This window comes from Microbacterium sp. DT81.1, assembly GCF_049844955.1.
GTDB lineage: Bacteria > Actinomycetota > Actinomycetes > Actinomycetales > Microbacteriaceae > Microbacterium.
The window spans coordinates 1-19,838 of sequence record NZ_JBNCMA010000015.1 but is presented as its reverse complement, the minus strand read 5'-3'; the positions used below and the strand labels follow the sequence as shown (position 1 = coordinate 19,838).

17 protein-coding genes are annotated in these 19,838 nt (G+C 64.9%); 8 read left to right on the top strand and 9 right to left on the bottom strand.

The features are described from left to right. Nucleotides 1–286: 286 nt before the first annotated feature. Complete coding sequence (locus ACLQ2Q_RS21860; RefSeq protein WP_425823939.1) at nt 287–493, bottom strand: dodecin family protein; 207 nt, start codon at nt 491–493, stop codon at nt 287–289. 214 nt (nt 494–707) lie between these two features. Between ACLQ2Q_RS21860 and ACLQ2Q_RS21855 the strand changes: the two genes are divergently transcribed. After that, nucleotides 708–1,292, top strand: a complete 585-nt coding sequence (locus ACLQ2Q_RS21855; RefSeq protein ID WP_425823937.1) for a dihydrofolate reductase family protein — start codon at nt 708–710, stop codon at nt 1,290–1,292. A 374-nt stretch (nt 1,293–1,666) separates the two neighbouring features. On the opposite strand, the gene ACLQ2Q_RS21850 is transcribed toward ACLQ2Q_RS21855, so the two are convergent. Both ACLQ2Q_RS21850 and ACLQ2Q_RS21845 read right to left on the bottom strand, forming a co-directional pair. Beyond that, a complete protein-coding gene (locus ACLQ2Q_RS21850) occupies nt 1,667–2,047 on the bottom strand; it encodes a nitroreductase family deazaflavin-dependent oxidoreductase (RefSeq protein WP_425823935.1) in 381 nt (126 codons plus the stop codon). A 288-nt stretch (nt 2,048–2,335) separates the two neighbouring features. Beyond that, nucleotides 2,336–3,505 carry a hypothetical protein gene (locus ACLQ2Q_RS21845; RefSeq protein ID WP_425823933.1) on the bottom strand — a complete coding sequence of 390 codons (1,170 nt, stop codon included), beginning with the start codon at nt 3,503–3,505 and terminating at the stop codon, nt 2,336–2,338. Between the two features lie 338 nt (nt 3,506–3,843). On the opposite strand from ACLQ2Q_RS21845, the gene ACLQ2Q_RS21840 reads away from it, so the two are divergent. Further along, nucleotides 3,844–4,689, top strand: a complete 846-nt coding sequence (locus ACLQ2Q_RS21840; RefSeq protein WP_425823931.1) for an SDR family NAD(P)-dependent oxidoreductase — start codon at nt 3,844–3,846, stop codon at nt 4,687–4,689. Nucleotides 4,690–4,919: 230 nt separating this feature from the next. On the opposite strand, the gene ACLQ2Q_RS21835 is transcribed toward ACLQ2Q_RS21840, so the two are convergent. After that, entirely contained in the window at nt 4,920–5,378 is a 459-nt protein-coding gene (locus ACLQ2Q_RS21835) for a hypothetical protein (RefSeq protein WP_425823929.1), read from the bottom strand. Between the two features lie 288 nt (nt 5,379–5,666). Here ACLQ2Q_RS21835 and ACLQ2Q_RS21830 point away from each other — a divergent pair, with 288 nt between their 5' ends. Beyond that, a complete protein-coding gene (locus ACLQ2Q_RS21830) occupies nt 5,667–6,371 on the top strand; it encodes a hypothetical protein (RefSeq protein ID WP_425823927.1) in 705 nt (234 codons plus the stop codon). Nucleotides 6,372–6,515: 144 nt separating this feature from the next. Here ACLQ2Q_RS21830 and ACLQ2Q_RS21825 read toward each other — a convergent pair whose 3' ends face one another. After that, nucleotides 6,516–6,998, bottom strand: a complete 483-nt coding sequence (locus tag ACLQ2Q_RS21825; protein WP_425823925.1) for a cupin domain-containing protein — start codon at nt 6,996–6,998, stop codon at nt 6,516–6,518. A gap of 317 nt (nt 6,999–7,315) precedes the next feature. Between ACLQ2Q_RS21825 and ACLQ2Q_RS21820 the strand changes: the two genes are divergently transcribed. Then, nucleotides 7,316–7,924 carry a recombinase family protein gene (locus ACLQ2Q_RS21820; RefSeq protein WP_425823923.1) on the top strand — a complete coding sequence of 203 codons (609 nt, stop codon included), beginning with the start codon at nt 7,316–7,318 and terminating at the stop codon, nt 7,922–7,924. Nucleotides 7,925–8,161: 237 nt separating this feature from the next. On the opposite strand, the gene ACLQ2Q_RS21815 is transcribed toward ACLQ2Q_RS21820, so the two are convergent. Further along, the gene (locus ACLQ2Q_RS21815) at nt 8,162–9,340 is read right to left on the bottom strand and encodes an IS3 family transposase (protein ID WP_425823921.1); all 1,179 of its coding nucleotides are present in this window, start codon (nt 9,338–9,340) and stop codon (nt 8,162–8,164) included. Nucleotides 9,341–9,692: 352 nt separating this feature from the next. On the opposite strand from ACLQ2Q_RS21815, the gene ACLQ2Q_RS21810 reads away from it, so the two are divergent. Next, nucleotides 9,693–10,763: a hypothetical protein gene (locus ACLQ2Q_RS21810; protein WP_425823919.1), complete on the top strand. Its 1,071-nt coding sequence runs from the start codon at nt 9,693–9,695 to the stop codon at nt 10,761–10,763. Between the two features lie 5 nt (nt 10,764–10,768). After that, nucleotides 10,769–14,716: a S8 family serine peptidase gene (locus tag ACLQ2Q_RS21805; RefSeq protein ID WP_425823917.1), complete on the top strand. Its 3,948-nt coding sequence runs from the start codon at nt 10,769–10,771 to the stop codon at nt 14,714–14,716. Nucleotides 14,717–14,955: 239 nt separating this feature from the next. On the opposite strand, the gene ACLQ2Q_RS21800 is transcribed toward ACLQ2Q_RS21805, so the two are convergent. The 3 genes from ACLQ2Q_RS21800 to ACLQ2Q_RS21790 form a co-directional block, all read right to left on the bottom strand. After that, a complete protein-coding gene (locus ACLQ2Q_RS21800) occupies nt 14,956–15,336 on the bottom strand; it encodes a DUF1304 family protein (RefSeq protein WP_425823915.1) in 381 nt (126 codons plus the stop codon). 281 nt (nt 15,337–15,617) lie between these two features. After that, the gene (locus ACLQ2Q_RS21795) at nt 15,618–16,340 is read right to left on the bottom strand and encodes a YqjF family protein (protein ID WP_425823913.1); all 723 of its coding nucleotides are present in this window, start codon (nt 16,338–16,340) and stop codon (nt 15,618–15,620) included. 161 nt (nt 16,341–16,501) lie between these two features. Continuing rightward, on the bottom strand, nt 16,502–17,302 hold the full coding sequence (locus ACLQ2Q_RS21790) for a lysophospholipid acyltransferase family protein (protein ID WP_425823911.1): 801 nt from the start codon (nt 17,300–17,302) through the stop codon (nt 16,502–16,504). A 369-nt stretch (nt 17,303–17,671) separates the two neighbouring features. Here ACLQ2Q_RS21790 and ACLQ2Q_RS21785 point away from each other — a divergent pair, with 369 nt between their 5' ends. Both ACLQ2Q_RS21785 and ACLQ2Q_RS21780 read left to right on the top strand, forming a co-directional pair. Further along, nucleotides 17,672–18,136 carry a hypothetical protein gene (locus tag ACLQ2Q_RS21785; RefSeq protein WP_425823909.1) on the top strand — a complete coding sequence of 155 codons (465 nt, stop codon included), beginning with the start codon at nt 17,672–17,674 and terminating at the stop codon, nt 18,134–18,136. A 648-nt stretch (nt 18,137–18,784) separates the two neighbouring features. Then, a complete protein-coding gene (locus ACLQ2Q_RS21780; RefSeq protein ID WP_425823907.1) occupies nt 18,785–19,408 on the top strand; it encodes a hypothetical protein in 624 nt (207 codons plus the stop codon). Nucleotides 19,409–19,838: the final 430 nt, after the last annotated feature.

Below are 19,838 nucleotides of genomic sequence, written 5' to 3'. Positions count from 1 at the left end.
CAAACGACTAGAGTTCCAAACCCCCAACGAAGTCATCGGGGACGTGCTGTTGCGATGACCGCTTGAATCCGCCGATCCTCAACCGGGCGGTGACGGCGGCTGTTGACGATCGTCGCGTTGAAGGGGCGTCGAAAGACGATCCGCTTGCGGGCAGGCGGTCTCAGAGGCGCTGAGGCCGGATTTAGCTCTGACCACGTCGACTGATTGAGTCAGCGACCATGGTTCTGCGGACAGCCGGCCCGACAATAGCCTTGTCGAGGACCGCTACTCGTGGCGGAGGAGTGAGTCAGTCATCCAGAACGAAAGTGACTTCGAGTACGACATCGAAGCTTGTGATCGCCCCGTTGGAGCACTGGACGCTTTGTTCCTTCACCCAGGCGCCGCTGATGTTCCGGAGCGTGGCGTTGGCGCGCTCTATGCCGTCCCGAACGGCTTGATCGAAGCTCTCCGTGGATCGGGAGCTGATAGTGGTGATGCGAGCGACTGTGCTCATGACAACCTCCTTGTTGATGAGCCGAGTCTTCTCCGGCCCGCCAGGACGCACAAGGGTATGGTCAGCGCCGCTCAATCGATCCGAGCGGGGGTGGATGAGGCCGATGCCCGTAGTGGATCCCTAAGCGGGCAGTGGTCGCTCCATGTAGCCACCTCCGCACCGTAGATCGCCGGTGTCGCTTGTCGTGGCTGGGCGGTCTCCGTATCGTCGGAACATGGCAACGGTCCTCGACATGTCGATCTCGCTGGACGGCTTCATCGCTGGAGCGAACGAGGAGCCAGGACACATCGAGCGGTTGCATCGTTGGTTTTTCCTGGGCGACGAGTCGGGCGCCCACGGGGTGCCGGGAGTGCCACCCGGGGTGAACGGTACCGCGATGCGGCGAATCCTGGCGACGGGAGCGGTCGTCGCTCCCCGGCGGACGTTCGAGCAAGGCGAGGGGTGGCACGGCGACCACCACAATGGCGTTCCGGTCTTCATCCTGAGTCGGCGGCCCGCGCCCCCTGATGCCGCGAAATGGCCGCTCGTGACCTACCTCACCGATGTCGGCGACGCTCTGCGTCGCGCACGAGACGCGGCCGGCGAGCGCGACGTTCTGGTGCACGGAGGTGCCGGCACGCTCGCCCGGGCCGTCGATGCGGATGAGCTCGACGAAATCGCACTGCATGTCGTGCCGGTGGTGCTCGGCAGCGGCCGCGCGCTGTTCTCTGAGCTACCGGGCCGTGTCGAGCTCGAGCGGACACAGGTGCTCGAGGGGGAGGAGGGCGTGACCCACCTCCGGTACCGTGTTCGGCGCTGATCGTGCCCGCGAGTGACACGCACAGCTGCATCACCTCGAGCCAACCATCGCCGTAGAGCGGTCGCTCAGCGTTCGTTGTTCTTCACGGCCCACAGCTCGGGTCTCGAGAGTGCGCGGCGTGATCACGCGCGATCCGCTCGGGATGCTGTCATCGGCCATTGCGCACTCCTCGCGTGATGCCGCCAGTCGAACGACCGCTCGGACGTTCGACAAGGTGCTTGCGAGAGTCGGTGTCTCTTGGATCGTTGTCGTGGCGATCGCCGCCATCTCGCCAACGTTCGCCATCACTTGGCATTTGCCTTCCGGCTGTTCCTCGGGCTCAGGGAGGCTGTCTTCCTTCGCGCCGGGACCGCGGCCAGTGACTCGGGATGCCGTCAGGCGGCGGGCGGGGGAGCCGCAGTCAGCACGATGAGCGGACTGTGCGCGATCATGTCGTCGACATCGTCTCTGCGCCATCGGCGTGCGGCGGCCTCGATGAGCGGCCGTGCTTCGTGGGGATCGGTGATTACCCGCGCGGTGGCAGGCACGTCGGCCTGGATGCCCTTCTTCAGATGCACAGTGACGTTGGGGTCTGCGGTGATGTTGTGTATCCAGTCCCTTGTGCGGTCTCGACGCGGCATCCCGGTGATGAACAGCACGCCATCCTCATGGTGCAGGAAGATCTCAATGCGGCGCGGTAGCCCGCTACGGCGACCGGTCGTCGTCAGGTCGATGAGCTGACTTCGGTGCAGGGCCTCGCTGACGTCGTTGTTCACACCTGTTGAAGCAATCTCGCTGCTGCAGACATTCCAAGCGATCGGTGAGACTTTCCGTGCGCAACGCTGATGGCAAAGCCCCCGGCAGCAAAAGCCAACTCTGTCGCCAGCCGGTCCCGGAGCGCTCGATCACCGCGCTTGAGCCGGTCCCTCACCGCAACAGGCTGCGTCTCAGATCGAATCCCGATAGCGCATCGTCACTAACCCGATTCCGTGACCGCGTCGGGGGCAGATGGAAGGGCTGCTCGACCGCTTCTAGCCGACACCGTATGCCCCGATGTCCTTTCACTACGGGCTCCAGAGGAAGGCGTGCCTCGAGCTGTTGCCCGCTTCGTCGCGTGGCAGATACGCGTATCCGGTGACTTGGCCGCGTAGGTTGATCGCGGATGCCGCGCTTTCTACGCCACCAAGTGTGCCCAAGTCGGTCATTCCGGTGGACGCGGTCCACCGGAACGCATGGAGGGTGTCAGATCGAATGGTCCAGCCGGCGATTTGATTCAGTTCGTTGGTGTCCACCGGCGCACTATAGACCCCGCTTTCGGGCGGGATCAGGCTTTGCTTTCCTCCAGAGGCCGTCCATCGGATCGGAACCCATCGGTCCTCGCTGTACTCGATACCGACGACTTGGCCACGTGCGTTGATGGCTGTGGGCAAGAAGCCCAGAGGCCGCATTCCCGCCGACGACGGGGTCCACAGGAATCCGCCTTCCTGGCGGTTCGGTGGCGACGTGCCGATGATCTGACCCAGCGCATTGATCGCGGTTGCCTCGCTGGATGGACCGCTTAGCGTGCCAAGATCCTGCATGCCACCGGACGGCGTCCACCGGAATGCGTGCATCGTCCCGTCCGCTGTGCTTGAAGAACCGGTTACCTGACCCAAGTCATTGATCCCGGTGGCAACGCTGAGCCCACCACCGAGAGTGCCGAGGTCACGGATGCCGCCGGTCGGCGTCCACAGGAACGCGTGACGAGGCCCGTCGAAGAGGTCCGAGGACCCTACGATCTGCCCGCGGTTGTTGATCGCTGTCGCCGAAGTCCACTCCCCGCCGAGGTTCCCCAGATCCTCCATGCCACCAGATGGTGTCCACCGAAACGCACGTCGCGGTCCGTTAAGGGGCTCAAGGAAATACGTCCATCCGGTGACGTGACCCCACTCGTTGATCGCTGCCGCAGAACTGGCGTCGCCGTCGAGGGTTCCGAGATCCTGCATCCCGCCGGACGGCGTCCACCGGAAAGCGTGACTGGACCCATCCGAGGTGTCGGAGGTGCCGGCAACCTGGCCCCGCACGTTGATGTCCACCCCGGTGCTGTTGGGGCCGCCCAGCGTGCCCAGATCCCGCATGCCTGTTGCCTGCGCGGACACGGTCGACACCGATGTTGCGCTGGCCGTGGCCGGGGTCAACGTCGCCAGTGCCGTCCCTACCACTGCGGCGAATACCCAAATCCTCGGAACGTTCATTACCCACTCCTGTTGATTGAATTGTTCTCTGGTATCGGGCGTGCGTGAATTGTCCTACCCGCCGGAACCCTCCGCAAGGTCATACCGCAGGCGAATCAGATCGACTCGCGAAATAGGTGACCCTGCTCCCGCACCCCGAATCAGGCTTTTTGCGGGCGGCCGATGCGGATCCTGAGTGGGCGGAGGACCTTATTGCCGCCTGGACCGGCGAGTAGGATGCTCGCGCGAGGGACACGTCCTGAAGGAGTCGGAGCGGAACATCATCTTCGCCCATCGTTCTGTGGGACTGCGTTACGCGAGGATCGCGTGACACAAGGATGGATCTAGGGGGTGCCATCATGACGCCGCTCGATACGACCGGTGTGGATCTGAGTGGGCTGGTTGCCATCGTTACCGGCGGTGGCCGCGGTCTTGGACGGGGAATGGCTCTGGCACTAAGTGCTGCCGGAGCGAAAGTAGCGGTGGTCGCCCGCACAAAGGGACAGCTGGGGGAGACTGTCAGGCTGATCGAGACGGCCGGTGGGCGAGTTCTTGCAGTCCCTGCGGATGTCACCGACCACAGCGCAGTCGAGACGATGGTCGCGACCGTACATCGCGAACTCGGCGAGATCGGCCTCCTGGTCAATAACGCGGGCGTGACCGGCAAGCCTGGCCCCATCTGGGACTCAGATCCCGAGGACTGGCAGCATACGGTCGACGTGAACCTGAATGGCACCTACCTATGCAGCACGGCAGTGGGCAGACTCATGCTCGAGCAAGGCGCGGGCCGGATCGTCAATGTGGCCAGCGGAGCCGCATTGGGCCCCATCCTGAATGGCAGCGGATATGCCACATCCAAAGCCGCCGTCTTACGACTGACCGAATGTCTTGCAGCGGATGGCCGCGCGCACGGGATCAAGGCCTTCGCGATCGACCCAGGTTCCGTACGTACGGCCATGACGGAATATCTGATCGAGTCGGACGAGGGCCGAACCTATATCCCGGGGTACCGGGACTACATCCTGGCCGGTGGGGATGTACCGGCGGAGCTTTCGGCAAATCTGGTCACTCTCATCGCGTCCGGGAAACTGGACTCGATGTCCGGGCGCCTCATACGGGTCACCGATGATGTCGAACAGATGGCCCTTCGCGCGGAGCAGATAACCGAAGATGACTTGTACACGCTGCGACTTCGAACGCTCTGACGACTCATCCCAACCCGCGGTGTAGTCGGGGCCGGAATCCGCCGCTCTTGAGGGAGCGCGCGGAATAAAGCATCCTCTAAGCAATCTCGCGTACAGCGACTCCACCCCCGAAGGCGGCTCCTAGGCCTTCTGCCCACTCGGAGGCCTGTGCGTCTGCAAGCGGGTCCGCGAACGGGCGGCCTGCGGCCCGCGGTGGGTACGCGATGACCCGTCCGTCCTCGGCTTGGCGATCAGATACCGAGGACGTCTGGACCTTTGTGGTGGCTGATCCGTCCGCCGTCGATCGGGGCCGTTTCGTGCCCGGCGAGCTCATGCAACCACGGTGGCTGCTGGTCTATCGACACCGAACCTGCACCGCTGGTGAAGTAGACGACGATCGGAGGGCTTGTGACGAACGCGGCCGCGAGGTCAGCGGCACCAGGCACGGTCACAATGGCCTGGCGGGCGTGCAGGTCGCGCATGAGCGTCGCGAACGCCTCGGGATCGTCCGGAACCGCTTCCTGAGAGCCAGCGGGAAGCTGCTTGCGCAGTTCGCTCACGATCTGCTCACGCTGTGCCGCTGGGAGTCGTTGGAAGGCGGCTGCGTAGGCTGAGTCCGCGACGCTCGCTGGGACGTTTCCCAGAACGTAGGCGTATCGGGCGATCTGCTCGTCATCGCTGATCTCGTGCCGTGAATGTCGCCACTTCACGATTCCTCCTGAGTGATCAGCGCCAGACTACGCCCGCCGGACGGGACGGACCAGGGCAAGCAATCTCAGCCCGCGAGCCGGTTCCTCACCCCGACGGCCCTCGTGCCGGATGGGGGCTCTTCATGTCCGATCTCGGTGCAGGTACGACTGAGCCGAACTCTGGCCGGGAAGGGACGAACCTCACTGCATCGTTCCCAGAACTCGCCGTCACTGCACAAGCCGAGATCCCAGCAGGTTGCGTCGTGAACGAGGATCGCGTCGTCGCTGTTCCTGGACAAGACTGAGGGGATGACGCCTTCTCATTCCCGGCTCGCCACCGCCGTCGCGGCGAGCAGGAGTTGGTACGACGATGTGATGGCGCTGCACGGCGCGCCGGTCACCGTGACCGACGAGATCTGGGTCGCCGATGGCTGGGTGCCGCCGTTTCATTCGACCGTGCTCGCAATCCGGCCTGCCGCCGACGCGGATGCGGCCGCCGAGGCGATCAGCGCCCGCCAGCGAGGCGGACTCGAAGTCGGTGGCATCGCGGATTGCTTCGCCGATCTGGACCTTGCGGGTCGCGGGTTCGAGACACTATTCGAGGCACGGTGGATTCATCGTGCAGCCCCGGAACCGGGGTTCGCCGACGGGTGGAGTGAACTCGCCGCTCCACGGGACCTGCGGCGGTGGAGCGAACTGCACGACTATGTCGGGGTTCTGCCCGACACGGTGCTCGGGCATCCGCGCTTCAAAATCCTGGCGCGGTCGGCGGGCGGGTCTCTCATCGGCGGCGCCGTGGCGCACCAGCCCGGGAACGGGGACGTCGTGGGGCTCTCGAACGTGTGGGAGCGTCCCGGGACGGATCCGGATTGGCCCGGATTGCTCGCCACGGTCGGCCGACTGCATCCGGGGCGCGCGCTCGTGGGCTACGAGCGCGACGCCGACCTCGCGCGGGCGCTCGCCGCAGGCTTCGCAGTCGTCGGCACACACCGCGTCTGGGTGCGCGCCTCTTGAATCCCGAAACGCGCCGTGAACGCCGAGCACCGAGCAGTCGGTAGGGCGAAACGATCGCTATACGAGACCATCGGCAACGATCGCGAGCCACTGGCCCGGGTCGGGATCGGCCGTCTGCGGGCTCCGGCCGGTCGGTTGCGGGTATCAGGGGCAGAGGGGTGCTGGCTCGTCGTGACGGGCCACTGTCTCGGAGCTCGGGAAGATGCGGGTGATCGACAGCACCGCCGGCTCGGTTCCCGGGTTGCTGACGTAGTGCGGCCCAACCTCGGTGAACGACTGGTTCACGCCGAACATCTCTCCTGCGTCGCACCCGGTTTGCCGAACCACCGTGCCGGACTTCACCACGACGATCACGATTCCCGGGTGCGAGTGCCAGCCTGAGAAGCTCCCCGCCGGGTAGGTGAGGTCGAACGTCGTGACCGTGGTCTCATCCTTCGTCTTAAGCTGGATGCCGTCCTGGGAGACCTTGGTGGGTCCGTTTGCCGTTTCGTCGAGGATCCCGCTTGCCACGTCGCTCTGCACAAGATTCCCCGACCCCGGTGTCGCCATCGCGGCGGACGCGAGTCCGGTCGTACAGATGAGCGCAGCCACTGCGATGGCGCTCGTGATCCTTCTTTTCGTGTTCATGGCTCCCCACCCCTTCATCGAGGGCTCAACCATGGCGGCTCAACCCGGCGTTTCGGGGCCATTGTGTTCCCGCCCACCGGGTCTGTCAACGGGGCATCAGAGTAAGGAAAAACGGGGAGGAGTGGGCCATCCAGAGACATGGTTGCGACGCGGATGCCTTCTCAACAGGGTGACGGCGCCCTGCCCAGTCGCGCCACAACACCGCGACTCGGCACGCGCTCGGACATGCCCGGCCAGCAGCATGATCGAGCCCAAGGGCCGCCCGCAAGCCGGTCCGCTTCTGTCCTGCACGCGAGCCTCGGTGAGACCGTGGTCGGATGGGTGGAATAGAGATTGGCTACGCAAGAGTATCGACCACGGATCAGGATCTGACGGTCCAGCGCCAGGCGCTGCTGCGCCTAGGAGTGCAGGATGTGCACATCTACGTCGATCACGGGATGACGGGAACGAATCGCGCTCGCCCAGGCCTCAGGGAGGCGCTTGCCGCGGTGCGAAGCGGGGACACACATGTCGTGACGAAGTTGGACCGCCTCGCTCGCTCCTTGCGGGACGCGAGGGACATCGCTGATGAGCTCACCGCGAAAGGTGTTGCGCTGAGTCTCGGCGGAAGCCGATACGACCCGACTGATCCGATCGGTCGGCTGTTGTTCAATGTGCTGGGCATGGTCGCTGAGTTCGAGCGGGATCTAATCAGCATGCGCACCCGCGAGTGCATGGCGGTCGCCCGTGCGGAGGGACGACTGAAGGGCAAGCAGCCGAAGTTGTCCAAGACGCAGCGCACGCTCCTCTTCGAGCTGCACGACACCGGCGACTATACGCAGACGGAAGAGGCTGAGCTGTTCAGCGTTTCGCGGGCAACTTTCTATCGCGAGATCAAGCGTCGACGTGCGTTGTTCCTCGGATCATGCGAGGCGCATATCTTCTGACACCAACCGTCACCGCAGAGCACGGAACGCATCCTCATCCGGGCAGAGTACGAAACGGATCCGATCTGATTCAACGGTCGTTGACCGGCGCAGCTCGCCTCCGCGATGTTCGGGTGGATCGAGGCGTTCTACAACCCCCGCCGCCGGCACACGTCCCTCGGCGACCTCAGCCCCGCCGACTACGAAGCTCTTCACACTGCCGCAGAGATCGCGGCATGATCAACACACAAGAACTGGTCATGCCCCGGTTTGCCGGAACTGGATGTGAGGAGTCGTGGCCTGTTGACGGTGTCTGTTTTCGAACTCTAGCGGGGTGTCCCAGCCGAGTGCGCCGTGGCGTCGCCGGCGGTTATGGAAGCCTTCGATGTACTCGAAGATCGCGTTCGCCAGTTCGACCCTGGTGGACCAGCGGCGCCGGTTCAGAAGCTCGACTTGCATGCGGGCCCAGAACGACTCGACGACCGCGTTGTCATACGGGTCGCCAACGGTCCCCAGCGAGGGAAGCAGTCCCGCATTCCTGGCCCGGGAGGTGAAGGCCCAGGAGGTGAATTGCGTGCCGTGGTCTCCGTGAATAATTGTTCCCGGTGACGGCCGGCGGGAGTCGATCGCCATCCCGAGTGCGTTCGTGGCGAGGTCCGCGCGTTGAGTGGTGTCGATCGCCCAGCCCACGACGCGGCGGCTGAACACTTCCAGGACGACGCAGCAGTACAGTTTGCCTTCCCGGGTGGGGTGCTCGGTGATATCCGTCACCCAGAGCCGGTCCGGCGCATCTGCCTGGAATCGGCGGCGAACCAGATCGGTGACAGTGACCTGCCCCGGAACGCGCTTCGAGCGTCGTCGCAACGGAAGTCCGATCAGCCCGGAACGCCGCATCAGCAACGCGATCGTGTTCTGACCGACGGTGACATCATGAGCGCGCTGCAGTTCCGCGCGGACCCGCGACCGCCCGTAAGTGCCGTAGGAGGCATCGTGGATCTGACCGATCAGGTCGGTGAGCCACGCGTGCCGGATGGACCGCATCGACGGGGCTCGCGACTTCCAGTCGTAGTAGCCAGATGTCGAGACACCCAATGCGAGGCATGCCTTCCGGACGCGGACACCGTCAGCGTGGAGCTCTCCCACGAGACGGAACCGCTCTTTTGGGGGCACCACCTGCTCCACCGCCGCGGCCGCTCTGCGGAGGATCTTGTTCTCCTCCTCAAGCTCACGGATCCGCCGGTTCGCGGCCACCAGCTCCACTGACGCCGCCCGACCCGCTGCCGGCCGGAGGCCCCGGTCTATGAGGTCCTGCCGCTTCCATCGATACAGGCATGACTGCGCGACCCCGAGCGCCGCCGCGACGTCGACCACGGTGCGCCCGGACCGCGCCAGCTCGAGAGCGCGTTCGCGGAATTCAGATGGGTACGGTCTAGGCATACGACTACTTCTCCTCTCAGAAGCAGCCACATCCTCTCAACCAGTCATTCCGGAAAACCGGGGCAAGACCAAACCGTCCGGGAAAACCGGGTCGGATTCCATCACCATCTGTTCCCCGTCGTGAGGACAAACAGAACTTTCGCTAGACCGGGCACCTCGCGGAGTTTCTATGCGGAAGGAGTGGACCGACGCCGCCGCCGTCCCCTTGAATGCGGACTGGACAGTTTCCCGTCCTGCGAGTAAAACGGGCGTTGACGATTGTTCTATTGCGCACGGGGGAGCCCCTCATCGAGGGGATGAATGATGAGTACCGAGGCTTCTCCATCCGGTGCACGTGATTCGAGGGAGAGTCATGGATTTCTTCAGTCAGCTGCAGGATGGCGACATTCTCTTCGACAATCTCCCCGATGATGTGGCTGCCACGGTCGAGATCCGGAATGCGAAGCTGCAAGAGCTCTCGTACAGCGGCGATCTCGGCCTCGAGTTTGTCGTATCGGATCTCCGACGCTGGCTGCCCGGCAAGGTCATCAAGGTGGCCTTCCTTGACGGGGACAGCGATCTGCACCTCGACATTGCGACCACACTGCAGAAGGTCACCGACGCCTGCGGTGTCGTCTTCGACTTCGGCGAGACCGCGGCGGGCGACTTCCGAAAGTGGACCGAGTCCGATGCCGAGCACGCAGCCGACATCCGCGTGAGCTTCGACAAGAAGGGCTACTTCTCGCTGGTCGGGATCGACAGCGTCGATACCAGCATCGGCCCGCCCACATCTCGTGTCGGCGGGCGGCCGAACCAGGCCAGTTTGAACCTGGGCGGATTCGCCGTCCAGCGTCCGGCGACGTGGCGCGGCACGACGCTGCACGAGTTCCTGCACGCGCTGGGATTCCACCATTCCCACCAGAACATGCGCGGCCCGTGTCAAGTGTCCTTCAGGTGGGAAGACGACCCCGGATACCAGCCGACGCAGGACAACCGAGGGGCGTTTATCGCGGACAGCAACGGTCGTCGGCCAGGGATCTACACGTATCTTGCCGGGTTCCCGAACTTCTGGAATCGGGCGAAGGTCGACCACAACCTCAAGACGGAAGAAGACCCCGGCCTGGTCATCGGGCCCTTCGACCGCGCGTCCGTCATGCTGTACCGGTTCCCGTCGCTCTTCTACAAGACGGAGCCCAGCCCGTGCGCGCCGAACGGCGACGGCCAGGCGCTGTCCGAAGGCGATGTCCGGGGTCTTCGACTGCTGTACCCGGACGAACAGAACGAACGCGAAAGCATCGTGGCCACGCAGGACGAGATCCTCTCGGCGCTCGAGGATGCGGCACCGACGCGGTCGGAGGGCGGCGAGGAATCCGCAGGGGGTGCAGTCGGCCGGTCGATCGTCGAGAGCGCCGCGGCCGCCATGCGGGTCAGTCGCAGCGGCTGACGACGATGGCGCTGATACTCCGGCCCCCGGCTCGACCGGTCCTGCCCATCGACGACGGGAACCGGGTCAGCTGGGATCAGCCCGGAGACGAGCTGGCCTCGGCGGTGGAGGCCGGGGGGTCTGTGATCGAGGGTGCCGTTGCGGCAACGGGGCGAATCGAACTCGACGACCACCCCAGCGTGCAATGGTCGGGAGCGGGGTTCCTGGCGGGGCCTGGTCTCGTGATCACTTCTGGGAACATTGCCGATCTGCTCGTGCCGTCCGGCCCTGGCGGCATCGTTCGCCACCGCCCGGTCTTGCGGATGGGCGCACTACCCGGCGAGGGACCGGAGTATCGGATCGTCGGATGTCTCCTGCGCCATCCGGTTCTCAATTTCGCCGTGCTCGAGCTCGACAGGGTGCCTGCGGAGTCGCCGCTCATTCTCGATGCGACCGCAGAGATCTCGACCGGCGATGAGGTCGCGATCGCCTCGTACTACGCCCACGATGAGCGCAACGACCCCGTGTGGCTCAAGGACATCGGCTCATTCGAGGCCGGACAGAAAGTCGTTTCACCAGGGCGAGTGCTGGGCCTCTCCGTCGATCGGTTCAGTGAGCGCGGCAACTGGTCGCTCACGCACGATTGCTCGACTCTCGGCGGCGCGGGTGGTGCCGCCGTTGTTGGCCTCAGGAGCGGCATGGTTCATGGCTGTCACTTCGCTGGGAAGTTCGGAGTGGAGAACTACGCTGTTCCGATTTCCGAGATCGCACTCGATCCCCGGATACGGGCGTTGGGCTTGCGCTTCGCCGGCCTGCTTCCTTCTCCGGACCCCTTGGCCTTCGGAGCCGAGTACCCCGACTCGTCGTTCACGTCGCCCGGGGACGACATCGGAGCCGTCCAAAGCCACGCCAAGACGTACACGCCCGGCCTGGATGCCGCCGGAGTCAAGAGCCTCACCCGACAGCTCCTTGCGCGATACCCCAATGTCGATGCCGCTCTTGACTTCCTGCGTGCACATGGCCCGGCCTATGCCGAAGCAATCGAGGCCCAGCCAGGGCGGGGGCGGGTGTCCGACGACGAGTACGTCGGCGCCGTGGCCGATTCGCTCAATCGGCGCGGGCTGCTGGATGCGCAACTCGTCGATGCGATCCTGCCGTCGGATGTCCCGGCATCCGACGCGTTGTCGGAGGCGAGGATCCCTCCCGCAGTAGCCGGTCTTGCACTCTCCGATGAGACACTGGAATCCGTCGCCGCCGTGCTCCCCAAGGACGGGGAGAAGTACGTGATGGGGTCTCCGTTCGCCCATTCACTGAGTCGCTCCGATGGGACGATCGAACCGCTGCCGGATCTGGTGCGTCGACTCGCTCGGGACGGCTCCGCCGACGCGTCGGAGGCGCTGGGCTGGTTGCTTCGCTCGATCGCCGCGTGGGGGGATCTCGTCGACACCGCGCCGATCAGCGCGGCGCTCGGTGAGCTCGGGCAGCCGCTCCCCGACGCGCCTCAGAATCTGCCTGAGCCGGACGCCCTCGAGATGGTGGACATCTCGTTCCTCTCATCGGGCCTTGCCGCTGCCCGGTCGGTTGCGCGGGTGCGTTTCGCGCGTTCCGGCAGCTCCGGGTGGCTTATCGCTCCCGACCTCGTCGTGGCGCCCGCGCACGTGACGATGTTCGGCGAGCGTCACACGGAGGCGAAGAAGCTGCTCACGCCCGAAGAGGTCGACCTCTCGGGATGCGTCGTGGAATTCGACGCCGATCAACGAGAGGACGCCGTCGTCGCGGTCGCCGCGGCAGAGGTAGCGCTCCTGGATCACACGATCGATCTCATGATCCTGCGGCTCGCCGAGAGCATGGACGACCGCGATCCACTCCAGATCGAGCTCGGTCGGCCTGCCAAAGGTCCGGTCGCTGCGATCCATCATCCCAATCTCGGTCCCAAGGTCCTGTCGTATGTCGGGGGGCAAATCTTCTCGAACGACGGGCACGATGTCAGGTACGTCCTCGCCACCTCCCAGGGAAGCGCGGGCGCACCGGTGCTCAATCAGGACTGGAAGGTGGTTGCCACGCACCGAGCGGCGACGAGGACCACGGATGCCTCCGGGCGGAAACTGGCCACGAAGCTCGGGATGTCGGTCGAGGCACTCGTCGTAGCGCTGCGAGGTGCTGCTGAGGCAGAGCAGCTGTGGCGCCGTATCTGCGGCGCCCAAGAGGCGCTCCGCACGATCGACCCGGTCTTGCTGTCGGCAGACCACTCGGGTCCGCGACCGGCATTGCTGGTCCTCGTCGATGGAACCACCGAGCTCCCCGTGATCGCCGGGATGTCGGTGATATCTCGTCAAGACCACATACTGAGCGTGCTTGTCGATTCATACGCTGCCCGGCAGCTCGCCGGGACGCCCGGCGTCGTCTCGCTCTCGGCGAGCGGGACGGCGCTCCAGACGGAGTCTCGAGTGAGCCTTCCCTTCGTCGGCGTGCCGCTCGACCGTGCCGGCATCGACGAGCTTGGAGAGCACGCGCTGATCGCACTGATCGATGATGGCATCGATCCCTACCACCACGCCTTTCGCGATGGTGATGGGAACAGCCGCATCGACCTGTACTGGGATCAGCGCGACACTGCAGTACCTGCCGACGCTCTGGCACGAACCTTCTCCCAAGCGGGTACGGATCTGGTCGAGCGTCTCGGTGTGAAGGGCGGCGCCGTGTACCTCGGGACCGACTTCGATGCACTCGCCGACGGAGACCGGGCTGCGCTCCGCGCAGGGCTGGGACACGGGACCGCGGTCGCCAGCATAGCCGCGGGTCGGGCGCTCGGCGATCAGCCCAAGTTCGGCGGCGGAATCGCACCGGACGCACGGCTCATCGTCGTGCGCTTCGACCGTGGCGGCCAGTCGATCGGTGCGTCGGCAGGACACTTGAACGCGATCCAGCTCATCGAGGATCGTGCCGAGGAGCTCGGCTTACCGGTCGTGGTCAACATCTCGAACGGCATGAACGCGGGGGCGCATGACGGGAGCGCGGAGGTAGAGCGGCGGTGCGCGAAGTTCGTCGACCGACCGAACCATGTCATCGTGAAATCCGCGGGCAACGAGGGAGGGCTCGGGCGACACGCACGCTTCGAGATGATTGACCAGAACATGAAGTCCCTTCGCTGGGACTCCAGATTGAGCGCACAGGCGCGCGAGGGCGCCTCGGACGAACTGGAGCTCTGGTTCGGCACCCACAACCTCTACAACTTCGAGATCGTGGACCCCGACAAGAATCACAGCGGGGTGTTTCCCGTCGGCATGCCGATCTCGGAGGGACTCTCTAATCTGAACTACCTGGACGCCAGCTACGAGCAGTACGCCACCGCAAACCCCGGTAAGGCCCGGCTCTCGATCACCGTATCTCCGGGGAAGAAGAAGGACGTCCAGCCCGGCGAATGGAAGCTCGTCATCACCGTCAAGAGCTTCCGCGCAAGGGATTTGTTCCATGCCTGGTTGGAGGAGCGGTCTGACCGCAGCGTTTCGTTCAAAGCGGACAGCTACGAAGAGTGCACGATCACCATTCCCGGCACTGGTAAGGAGGTGATCACGGTCGGCGCGATCACGCCCCGAAATGGGAAAGAACTTTACAACCGCAGTTCCCGCGGCCCCAACGCGGACGGGGTCATGAAGCCCGATCTCGTCGCACCCGGCGTGCACATCGCCGCCGCCCGCGCGGGCACTGACGAAGGCACGGTGACTGATCCCCAGGACGGCACCAGCCTCGCAGCGCCCCACGTCACCGGCGCCGTCGCGCTCGCACTCTCGATGGGGCACAAGGCGGCGATCGAGGGGCGACATCCCGCCGGTTTCAGCTACCGCGAGATTCGACAACTGCTAATTGATCATGCGCAGGACTTCAACGTCAATGGCAGTGCCGAGCGCGGGTACGGCAGCTTGGACGTTCGCGCGTTCCTGGACGCGGTGCGAGCGCGGCTCGGTCTCGTCTGAACGCATCGGAACGCAGGCGGTAAGACCGTTCAACGCGCGTTGGTCCCGCCGCTGGACGCCATCAGAGTGCCAGCCAACCGGGATGTGATCCGCTACAAGGTGCTGATCGACCCAATGATGGGGCGACGTGCGGTCCGCTGCTGCCCGTGCGCCGCGGACGACCCGCCCCCAAGCCGGTCCTTCTGCGCACACCGTGGAGGGAATGCCACGAGTCGCCGCTTCGCGTGACGGTCATGGCGTTACCTGAGGAAGAAGTAGCACAGCAGTGCAATGGCTGGGAGGCTCGCCTGCCCGATTGCACTGACGAGAAGACGTCTTTCTGTGATCCACAACCAGATGCCCAGGAGGACCTGCGCGGCGCAGCAGAAGAGGACGATCGCTACGCCTGCGCTCTGGTCTGCAAGGTTGACCATCCAGAGCCCAGCGGTGATCCCGAGGGCAAAGGTGATGTTGTACGCGCCGATGTTCATCGCCCACATCCGCACCGAACGAACGTCTTCCGGTTCAATCAGGAACAGTGAATGAAACCGTCGATCGCCGTGGAAGAGAATTTCTAGCACTCCCACGCCGAATAGTGCCACCGCAGTTACACCGGCGAAAATTTGACTCAGGACGTTCATCGCGCTCCCCGCAACAGTCCGACCCGCCTTCGGGTGAATGATATTGCTTCGGGCAGGAGGCCTCAACACTGCCAACTGGCAGCGGTGTCCGCGTCTCCGGCGGAACAATCGCGCGGACCAGTCGCGTGTCTTGGTGAAGTAACGATCGACCGTGTGCATGTTCACGTCGACGTCCCCGCGCCGGCAAGACGGTCCCTCAGCGTACGGAGGTGGGACGAGCCAGGCCTATCTTGTCTTCGAACGGTTCGATGAACGGTCGCGCGAGCGACATTGAGCAGCCACTACCCGCGTCCGAACCTCGAGGTCACGCCTTCGCTGTAGAGCACGGAGTCCGGCGCAGCATGCGTGACCAGAGGCAAGCCTGCAGCGGCGCAGAGATCATCCCGAAGATGGGCAACCTGCGCGGGATGAAGCACCCATGGCTCGTGTTCGTTCGGCAGCCACTGGATTCGTCCGAACCGGCGGCGGAATAATCCCCACCGGGAGGTCAGGAAGTCGGAGAGCGCGTCGTCCACCACCCGCGCGGTGTCGACCGAGATCCGGAGCTGAAACCCCGGCCCGACACCTGAAGGCCTCGCGGTGATCCGCCGGGACGCGTACTCCCAGCCGTCGTCGTGGCGGCGCTGCGCCGTCCGCGCCCACATATAAGGGAGGGAGAAGAGCCCGCGGGCCGCGAGCACCGCGGGCAGGCTGGATGCCTCCAGCGATCGGAACACGACACCGCGCCGTCCTCGCTCGTCCACACCGTAGAGCCGCACGTTCACTTCGGTGAAGCGACCTCCCACCGGAGACGGCGGGAACGGCCCCACGCGCGCGTCGCCCAGTTCGAACGCGATCAGTCCCACCCAGGACGAACCGTCGAAGACGTCGGGAACGATCCCCCGTGGGAGAAGGGGCGCCACCGTGGTCGCCGCCACCCGCCAGTGAACAAACGCCACGTTGCGCCACTCCTGCGCGGCAACGACCGGCCCCGTCAGAGGTGGTGCTGTCCGCGAGATCTCCACGCCACCATCCTCCCGGAACCTCGGGCGCGCCGCCCAAGGTCGTCCGCCGCGGCCCGCACGCCGGTCCACCCAACGGGCACACCGCATGGGGACGGCGTGAGGCGAGCTCAGCTCATTGCTATCCCGGTCGTTCGCCTTACCGCCGGCACCTCCGGGGGCAGTCACGCCCCGGTTGTCCCGGCGCGTCTGGCCGACCTTTGCCGCTGGCGCTCCGCTTCCATGATGGCCGCTGCGGCGGGCGTGGGGGCGGAGCCGCCAAGATGTGCTGGCTGCCACCACTGGCCCTTCCCAGTTTTCGGGTAGGTCGCTTGTGCGTCGTCGAGGAGAGCTTGCAGGTCGGCGCGCAGGGCCGCTGTCTTGAGGGCGGGATCATCAGAGGAACTCACTCCGAGCGGGAGGCCGACCGCGACGCGGATCGGTGCCTTAAAGGCCTCGCTGAGCCGGGGGCGATGGTTCTTGGTTCGCAGGAGCTGTCCGCCCCAGACCACCACAGGAATCACGGGGACAGCGGCAGCGGCGGCCATCCGCACAGCGCCCGTCTTGAGTTCACGCACGGTGAATGACGCGCTGACGCCGGCTTCGGGGAACACTCCAATCAGTTCCCCGTCATTCAACGCCTGGACCGCATGCGTGTAGGCGTCGCGGCCGGCCCCTATTTCCACCGGGATGTGCCGCATCTGCCGGAGGAGCCAGCCGATCACTGGTTTGTCGGCGGCGCGTCGGGTCACCAGAAACCGGATCCGACGACGGGTTCGCAACCAGGTGACCCACTCGACCAATGCAAAGTCCATGTACCCGAAATGGGTGATAGCCAAGACGGCCGCCCCAGAGGCGGGGATCGACTTCACCCCGGAGACTGTCAGCCGCAGACGAAGAATCCCACCGAACAAGATCCGTCCTACACCGATGGCCATCGAGTAGATCGGCTCGTATCGGCGCGTTCGATCAGGGGCACGAGTCATCTCCCGATTATTCGCGTCTACCCGCCATCAGGCAGCGTCGTTGTGAAGGTGGTGATCGACCTGCTAAGCACGGTCAGCGTCTGCCAACGAAACCGTCCCGCCTGGGTGTGACCCCGCGATCGGCACACCAAACACGCACCGGTAGCGCCGCAGAACAGAACTGTGCCCTTCGCCGCACGCGACGAAGGGCACTTGCTCCGCAAGGGGCATTCCATCTAGGTCAGGCTGACCAGCCGCTTCGGTCAGCGCTGCCCGTAGGGCGGTCCTCTGCGGTGCAGTCCCGGCGAGGGCGGTAGCCCTGGGCGCTTTCGCCGAGCGCGCATCCGCCGTATCGTGGCTACCAGGGCTCAGGTCCGTTCGGAGGCAACGATGCTCAAGCCGAAATCTGTACTGCGTCGCATGGCGGCTGTTGCAGCGCTCAGTGGAATCCTGATGGCAGGAGCGATTGTCGGCGCCCCTTCGGCATCGGCGCAGGTGCCTGAATGTGTGACTGGGGGCTTCACCGCCGACCCGGCAACGGGTTCAAAGGTGAAGTCAGGGAAGATCATTGTCTACACCGTCACCGTGGGGGTCATCGGCGGCGAGGCTGCCGGGTGCCTTCGGGACATCGTCACGTCGCCCTTGTTGGAGTTTGTGTCGATGGAGCCCGAGGGGACTTTCTTCCCTCCGATGGCTTCGATCCTATGGACCGGGCCTTTGCAGCCCGGAACCGTACTGCAGGGCAGTCTGACGATGCAGGTGCGATGTGATGCGCCCGACGGCGCCGTCATCGAGGCCTTCAGTGGGTCCACGATTCAGCACGTCGTTAAGGCGAAGAAACACTGCACCTCGTAACCGGCATGGCCCGGCAGCACGGCGCCATCTCACCAGGCTGGGGTTCGCTCCCTCGGAGGCCGTGAACGGGGCGCGTGCGGGGTCCCATCGGCGACGTGGGTGGCCATGGGGAAGGCGCACGACACCCCAGCGACGTCACTTCGACCGATAGAGTCGAGGCCAGCGACGACCACCTCCGCCGGAGGTCGTGCGAGCGTTGTGTGAAGCAGCCGCCTACCGAGCCGCGTCAGTCTCTCACCCATGGCTGCGAGCGAGGGCCTCGACGTCGCCGACGGCATCGCGCTGTCCAAGGCCGGCCTCCCGCAACCCGGCGACGCGCACGGCGCCCCGTACTTCGCTGAAGGCTGCGGCGATGCCTTGACCATCACCCGTGCGCGTTCCCCAGCAATTCCGAGCCTTTCTACGGAGGGTCAACCTTCGCCCGCGACTCGGTCCCTCCGCGTGCGCTCGAAGTGCTCCTGTCCCGGAACATTCAAGTGGCGCCTGACGACGGGTAGTTCTACAGGCGACACGTATCCGCTTGATGGCGCCGCACCGTGGCGGGATCATTTGGTGACAGGCGTTCGATGTGGGCGCAGCGGGGAACTAAGGAGCGCCCGACGAGCGTGGGGGGAATGCCGAACATGAGCCCTAAGGGAGGTGGACATTGTGGACATTGGGGAGACGATCGCCACAGCACTTGTGGCGGTCCTTGTCGCAGCTGCTGTTGGCTGGGTGTTGCCTTCTGTCCGGTGGGCGAGATGGCTGAAACGTGATCTGGACATCTACAGCGGCCTGCCCGACGGGAGCGAGAAGGAGGTATGGCGCGTCAGGGTCGAAAAGCAGGCTCGTCGCTTGCGGGCCTATGAGCGAGATGTTCCTCGCACTCAGCGGGTCCTAGGGCTTGCGTGCGTCGTTGTCGCTGCGATTGTCACCGTCGCCGTCGTCTCGACGCTCGTGCAGACGGCGTTCGAGTGGTTCGTCTGGAAGGCGTACGAGGGCACCCCGTTCGAAGGAGAGCCGTGGTCCGTACCGGAGGGCCTATGGGGGGTGGCGCTGATCGCCCTGATTTTCGCGCCGCTCGCTGCGGACGCCCTTCGTGGTGCGAAGCCCGGCGCCTCGATATTCGAGCCCCTTTTCGTCCTCTTCAAATTGCAGCCCAAGCGAAGCCCCGAGTCATCGACCGTGGCGCCTCCGGACCATTCGCTCACCGACCCGGAAGAGATCGTCGCCTACTTCCGTACCCAGCTCGAGCAAAACGGATATGTCGTGGAGAAGCGCGAAGAGCCTTAGCGAGCCGATACGTTCTCCGCTCATCCTGACGCCTTGCGAGCACGGGGCTCTGGTGCGGCGGGTCTCTTGGCAGTAACGTGCGCAATTTCGCACCCGCCGGTGCCGACGGGGAGTGTCTTCCCGCAAACCGGTCCTTCAACGACTCGAGCATTTCGTCGTCAGGCGCGTCGGGTAGCTCGATAGCCTTTTTCAGCGATGCCCACCGCGCCTGGCGAGAAGCAGGGGCCGCAAGTGCGCACAGCAGGGTCCCTCAGCGGGCGGCCGTCGTCCTCCGGCGCAACCCGTGACGGGTAGACACCTTCTGAGTCACCAATGCCCGATTAGCCCGGTCGATGAGTTGCCCGATGAACGCGCGGCGGATTCTGAGGATCGACGCAACAGATCAAGTGTTTACAGGCTATCTGAGGGTGGTTGCCTGTGCGCGACCTTC

Coding starts and splice junctions, on each gene's coding strand:
- ACLQ2Q_RS21860 (WP_425823939.1), bottom strand. CDS start 493: ATGAGCACAGTCGCTCGCATCACCACTATCAGCTCCCGATCCACGGAG.
- ACLQ2Q_RS21855 (WP_425823937.1), top strand. CDS start 708: ATGGCAACGGTCCTCGACATGTCGATCTCGCTGGACGGCTTCATCGCT.
- ACLQ2Q_RS21845 (WP_425823933.1), bottom strand. CDS start 3,505: ATGAACGTTCCGAGGATTTGGGTATTCGCCGCAGTGGTAGGGACGGCA.
- ACLQ2Q_RS21840 (WP_425823931.1), top strand. CDS start 3,844: ATGACGCCGCTCGATACGACCGGTGTGGATCTGAGTGGGCTGGTTGCC.
- ACLQ2Q_RS21830 (WP_425823927.1), top strand. CDS start 5,667: ATGACGCCTTCTCATTCCCGGCTCGCCACCGCCGTCGCGGCGAGCAGG.
- ACLQ2Q_RS21825 (WP_425823925.1), bottom strand. CDS start 6,998: ATGAACACGAAAAGAAGGATCACGAGCGCCATCGCAGTGGCTGCGCTC.
- ACLQ2Q_RS21820 (WP_425823923.1), top strand. CDS start 7,316: ATGGGTGGAATAGAGATTGGCTACGCAAGAGTATCGACCACGGATCAG.
- ACLQ2Q_RS21815 (WP_425823921.1), bottom strand. CDS start 9,340: ATGCCTAGACCGTACCCATCTGAATTCCGCGAACGCGCTCTCGAGCTG.
- ACLQ2Q_RS21810 (WP_425823919.1), top strand. CDS start 9,693: ATGGATTTCTTCAGTCAGCTGCAGGATGGCGACATTCTCTTCGACAAT.
- ACLQ2Q_RS21805 (WP_425823917.1), top strand. CDS start 10,769: ATGGCGCTGATACTCCGGCCCCCGGCTCGACCGGTCCTGCCCATCGAC.
- ACLQ2Q_RS21800 (WP_425823915.1), bottom strand. CDS start 15,336: ATGAACGTCCTGAGTCAAATTTTCGCCGGTGTAACTGCGGTGGCACTA.
- ACLQ2Q_RS21790 (WP_425823911.1), bottom strand. CDS start 17,302: ATGACTCGTGCCCCTGATCGAACGCGCCGATACGAGCCGATCTACTCG.
- ACLQ2Q_RS21785 (WP_425823909.1), top strand. CDS start 17,672: ATGCTCAAGCCGAAATCTGTACTGCGTCGCATGGCGGCTGTTGCAGCG.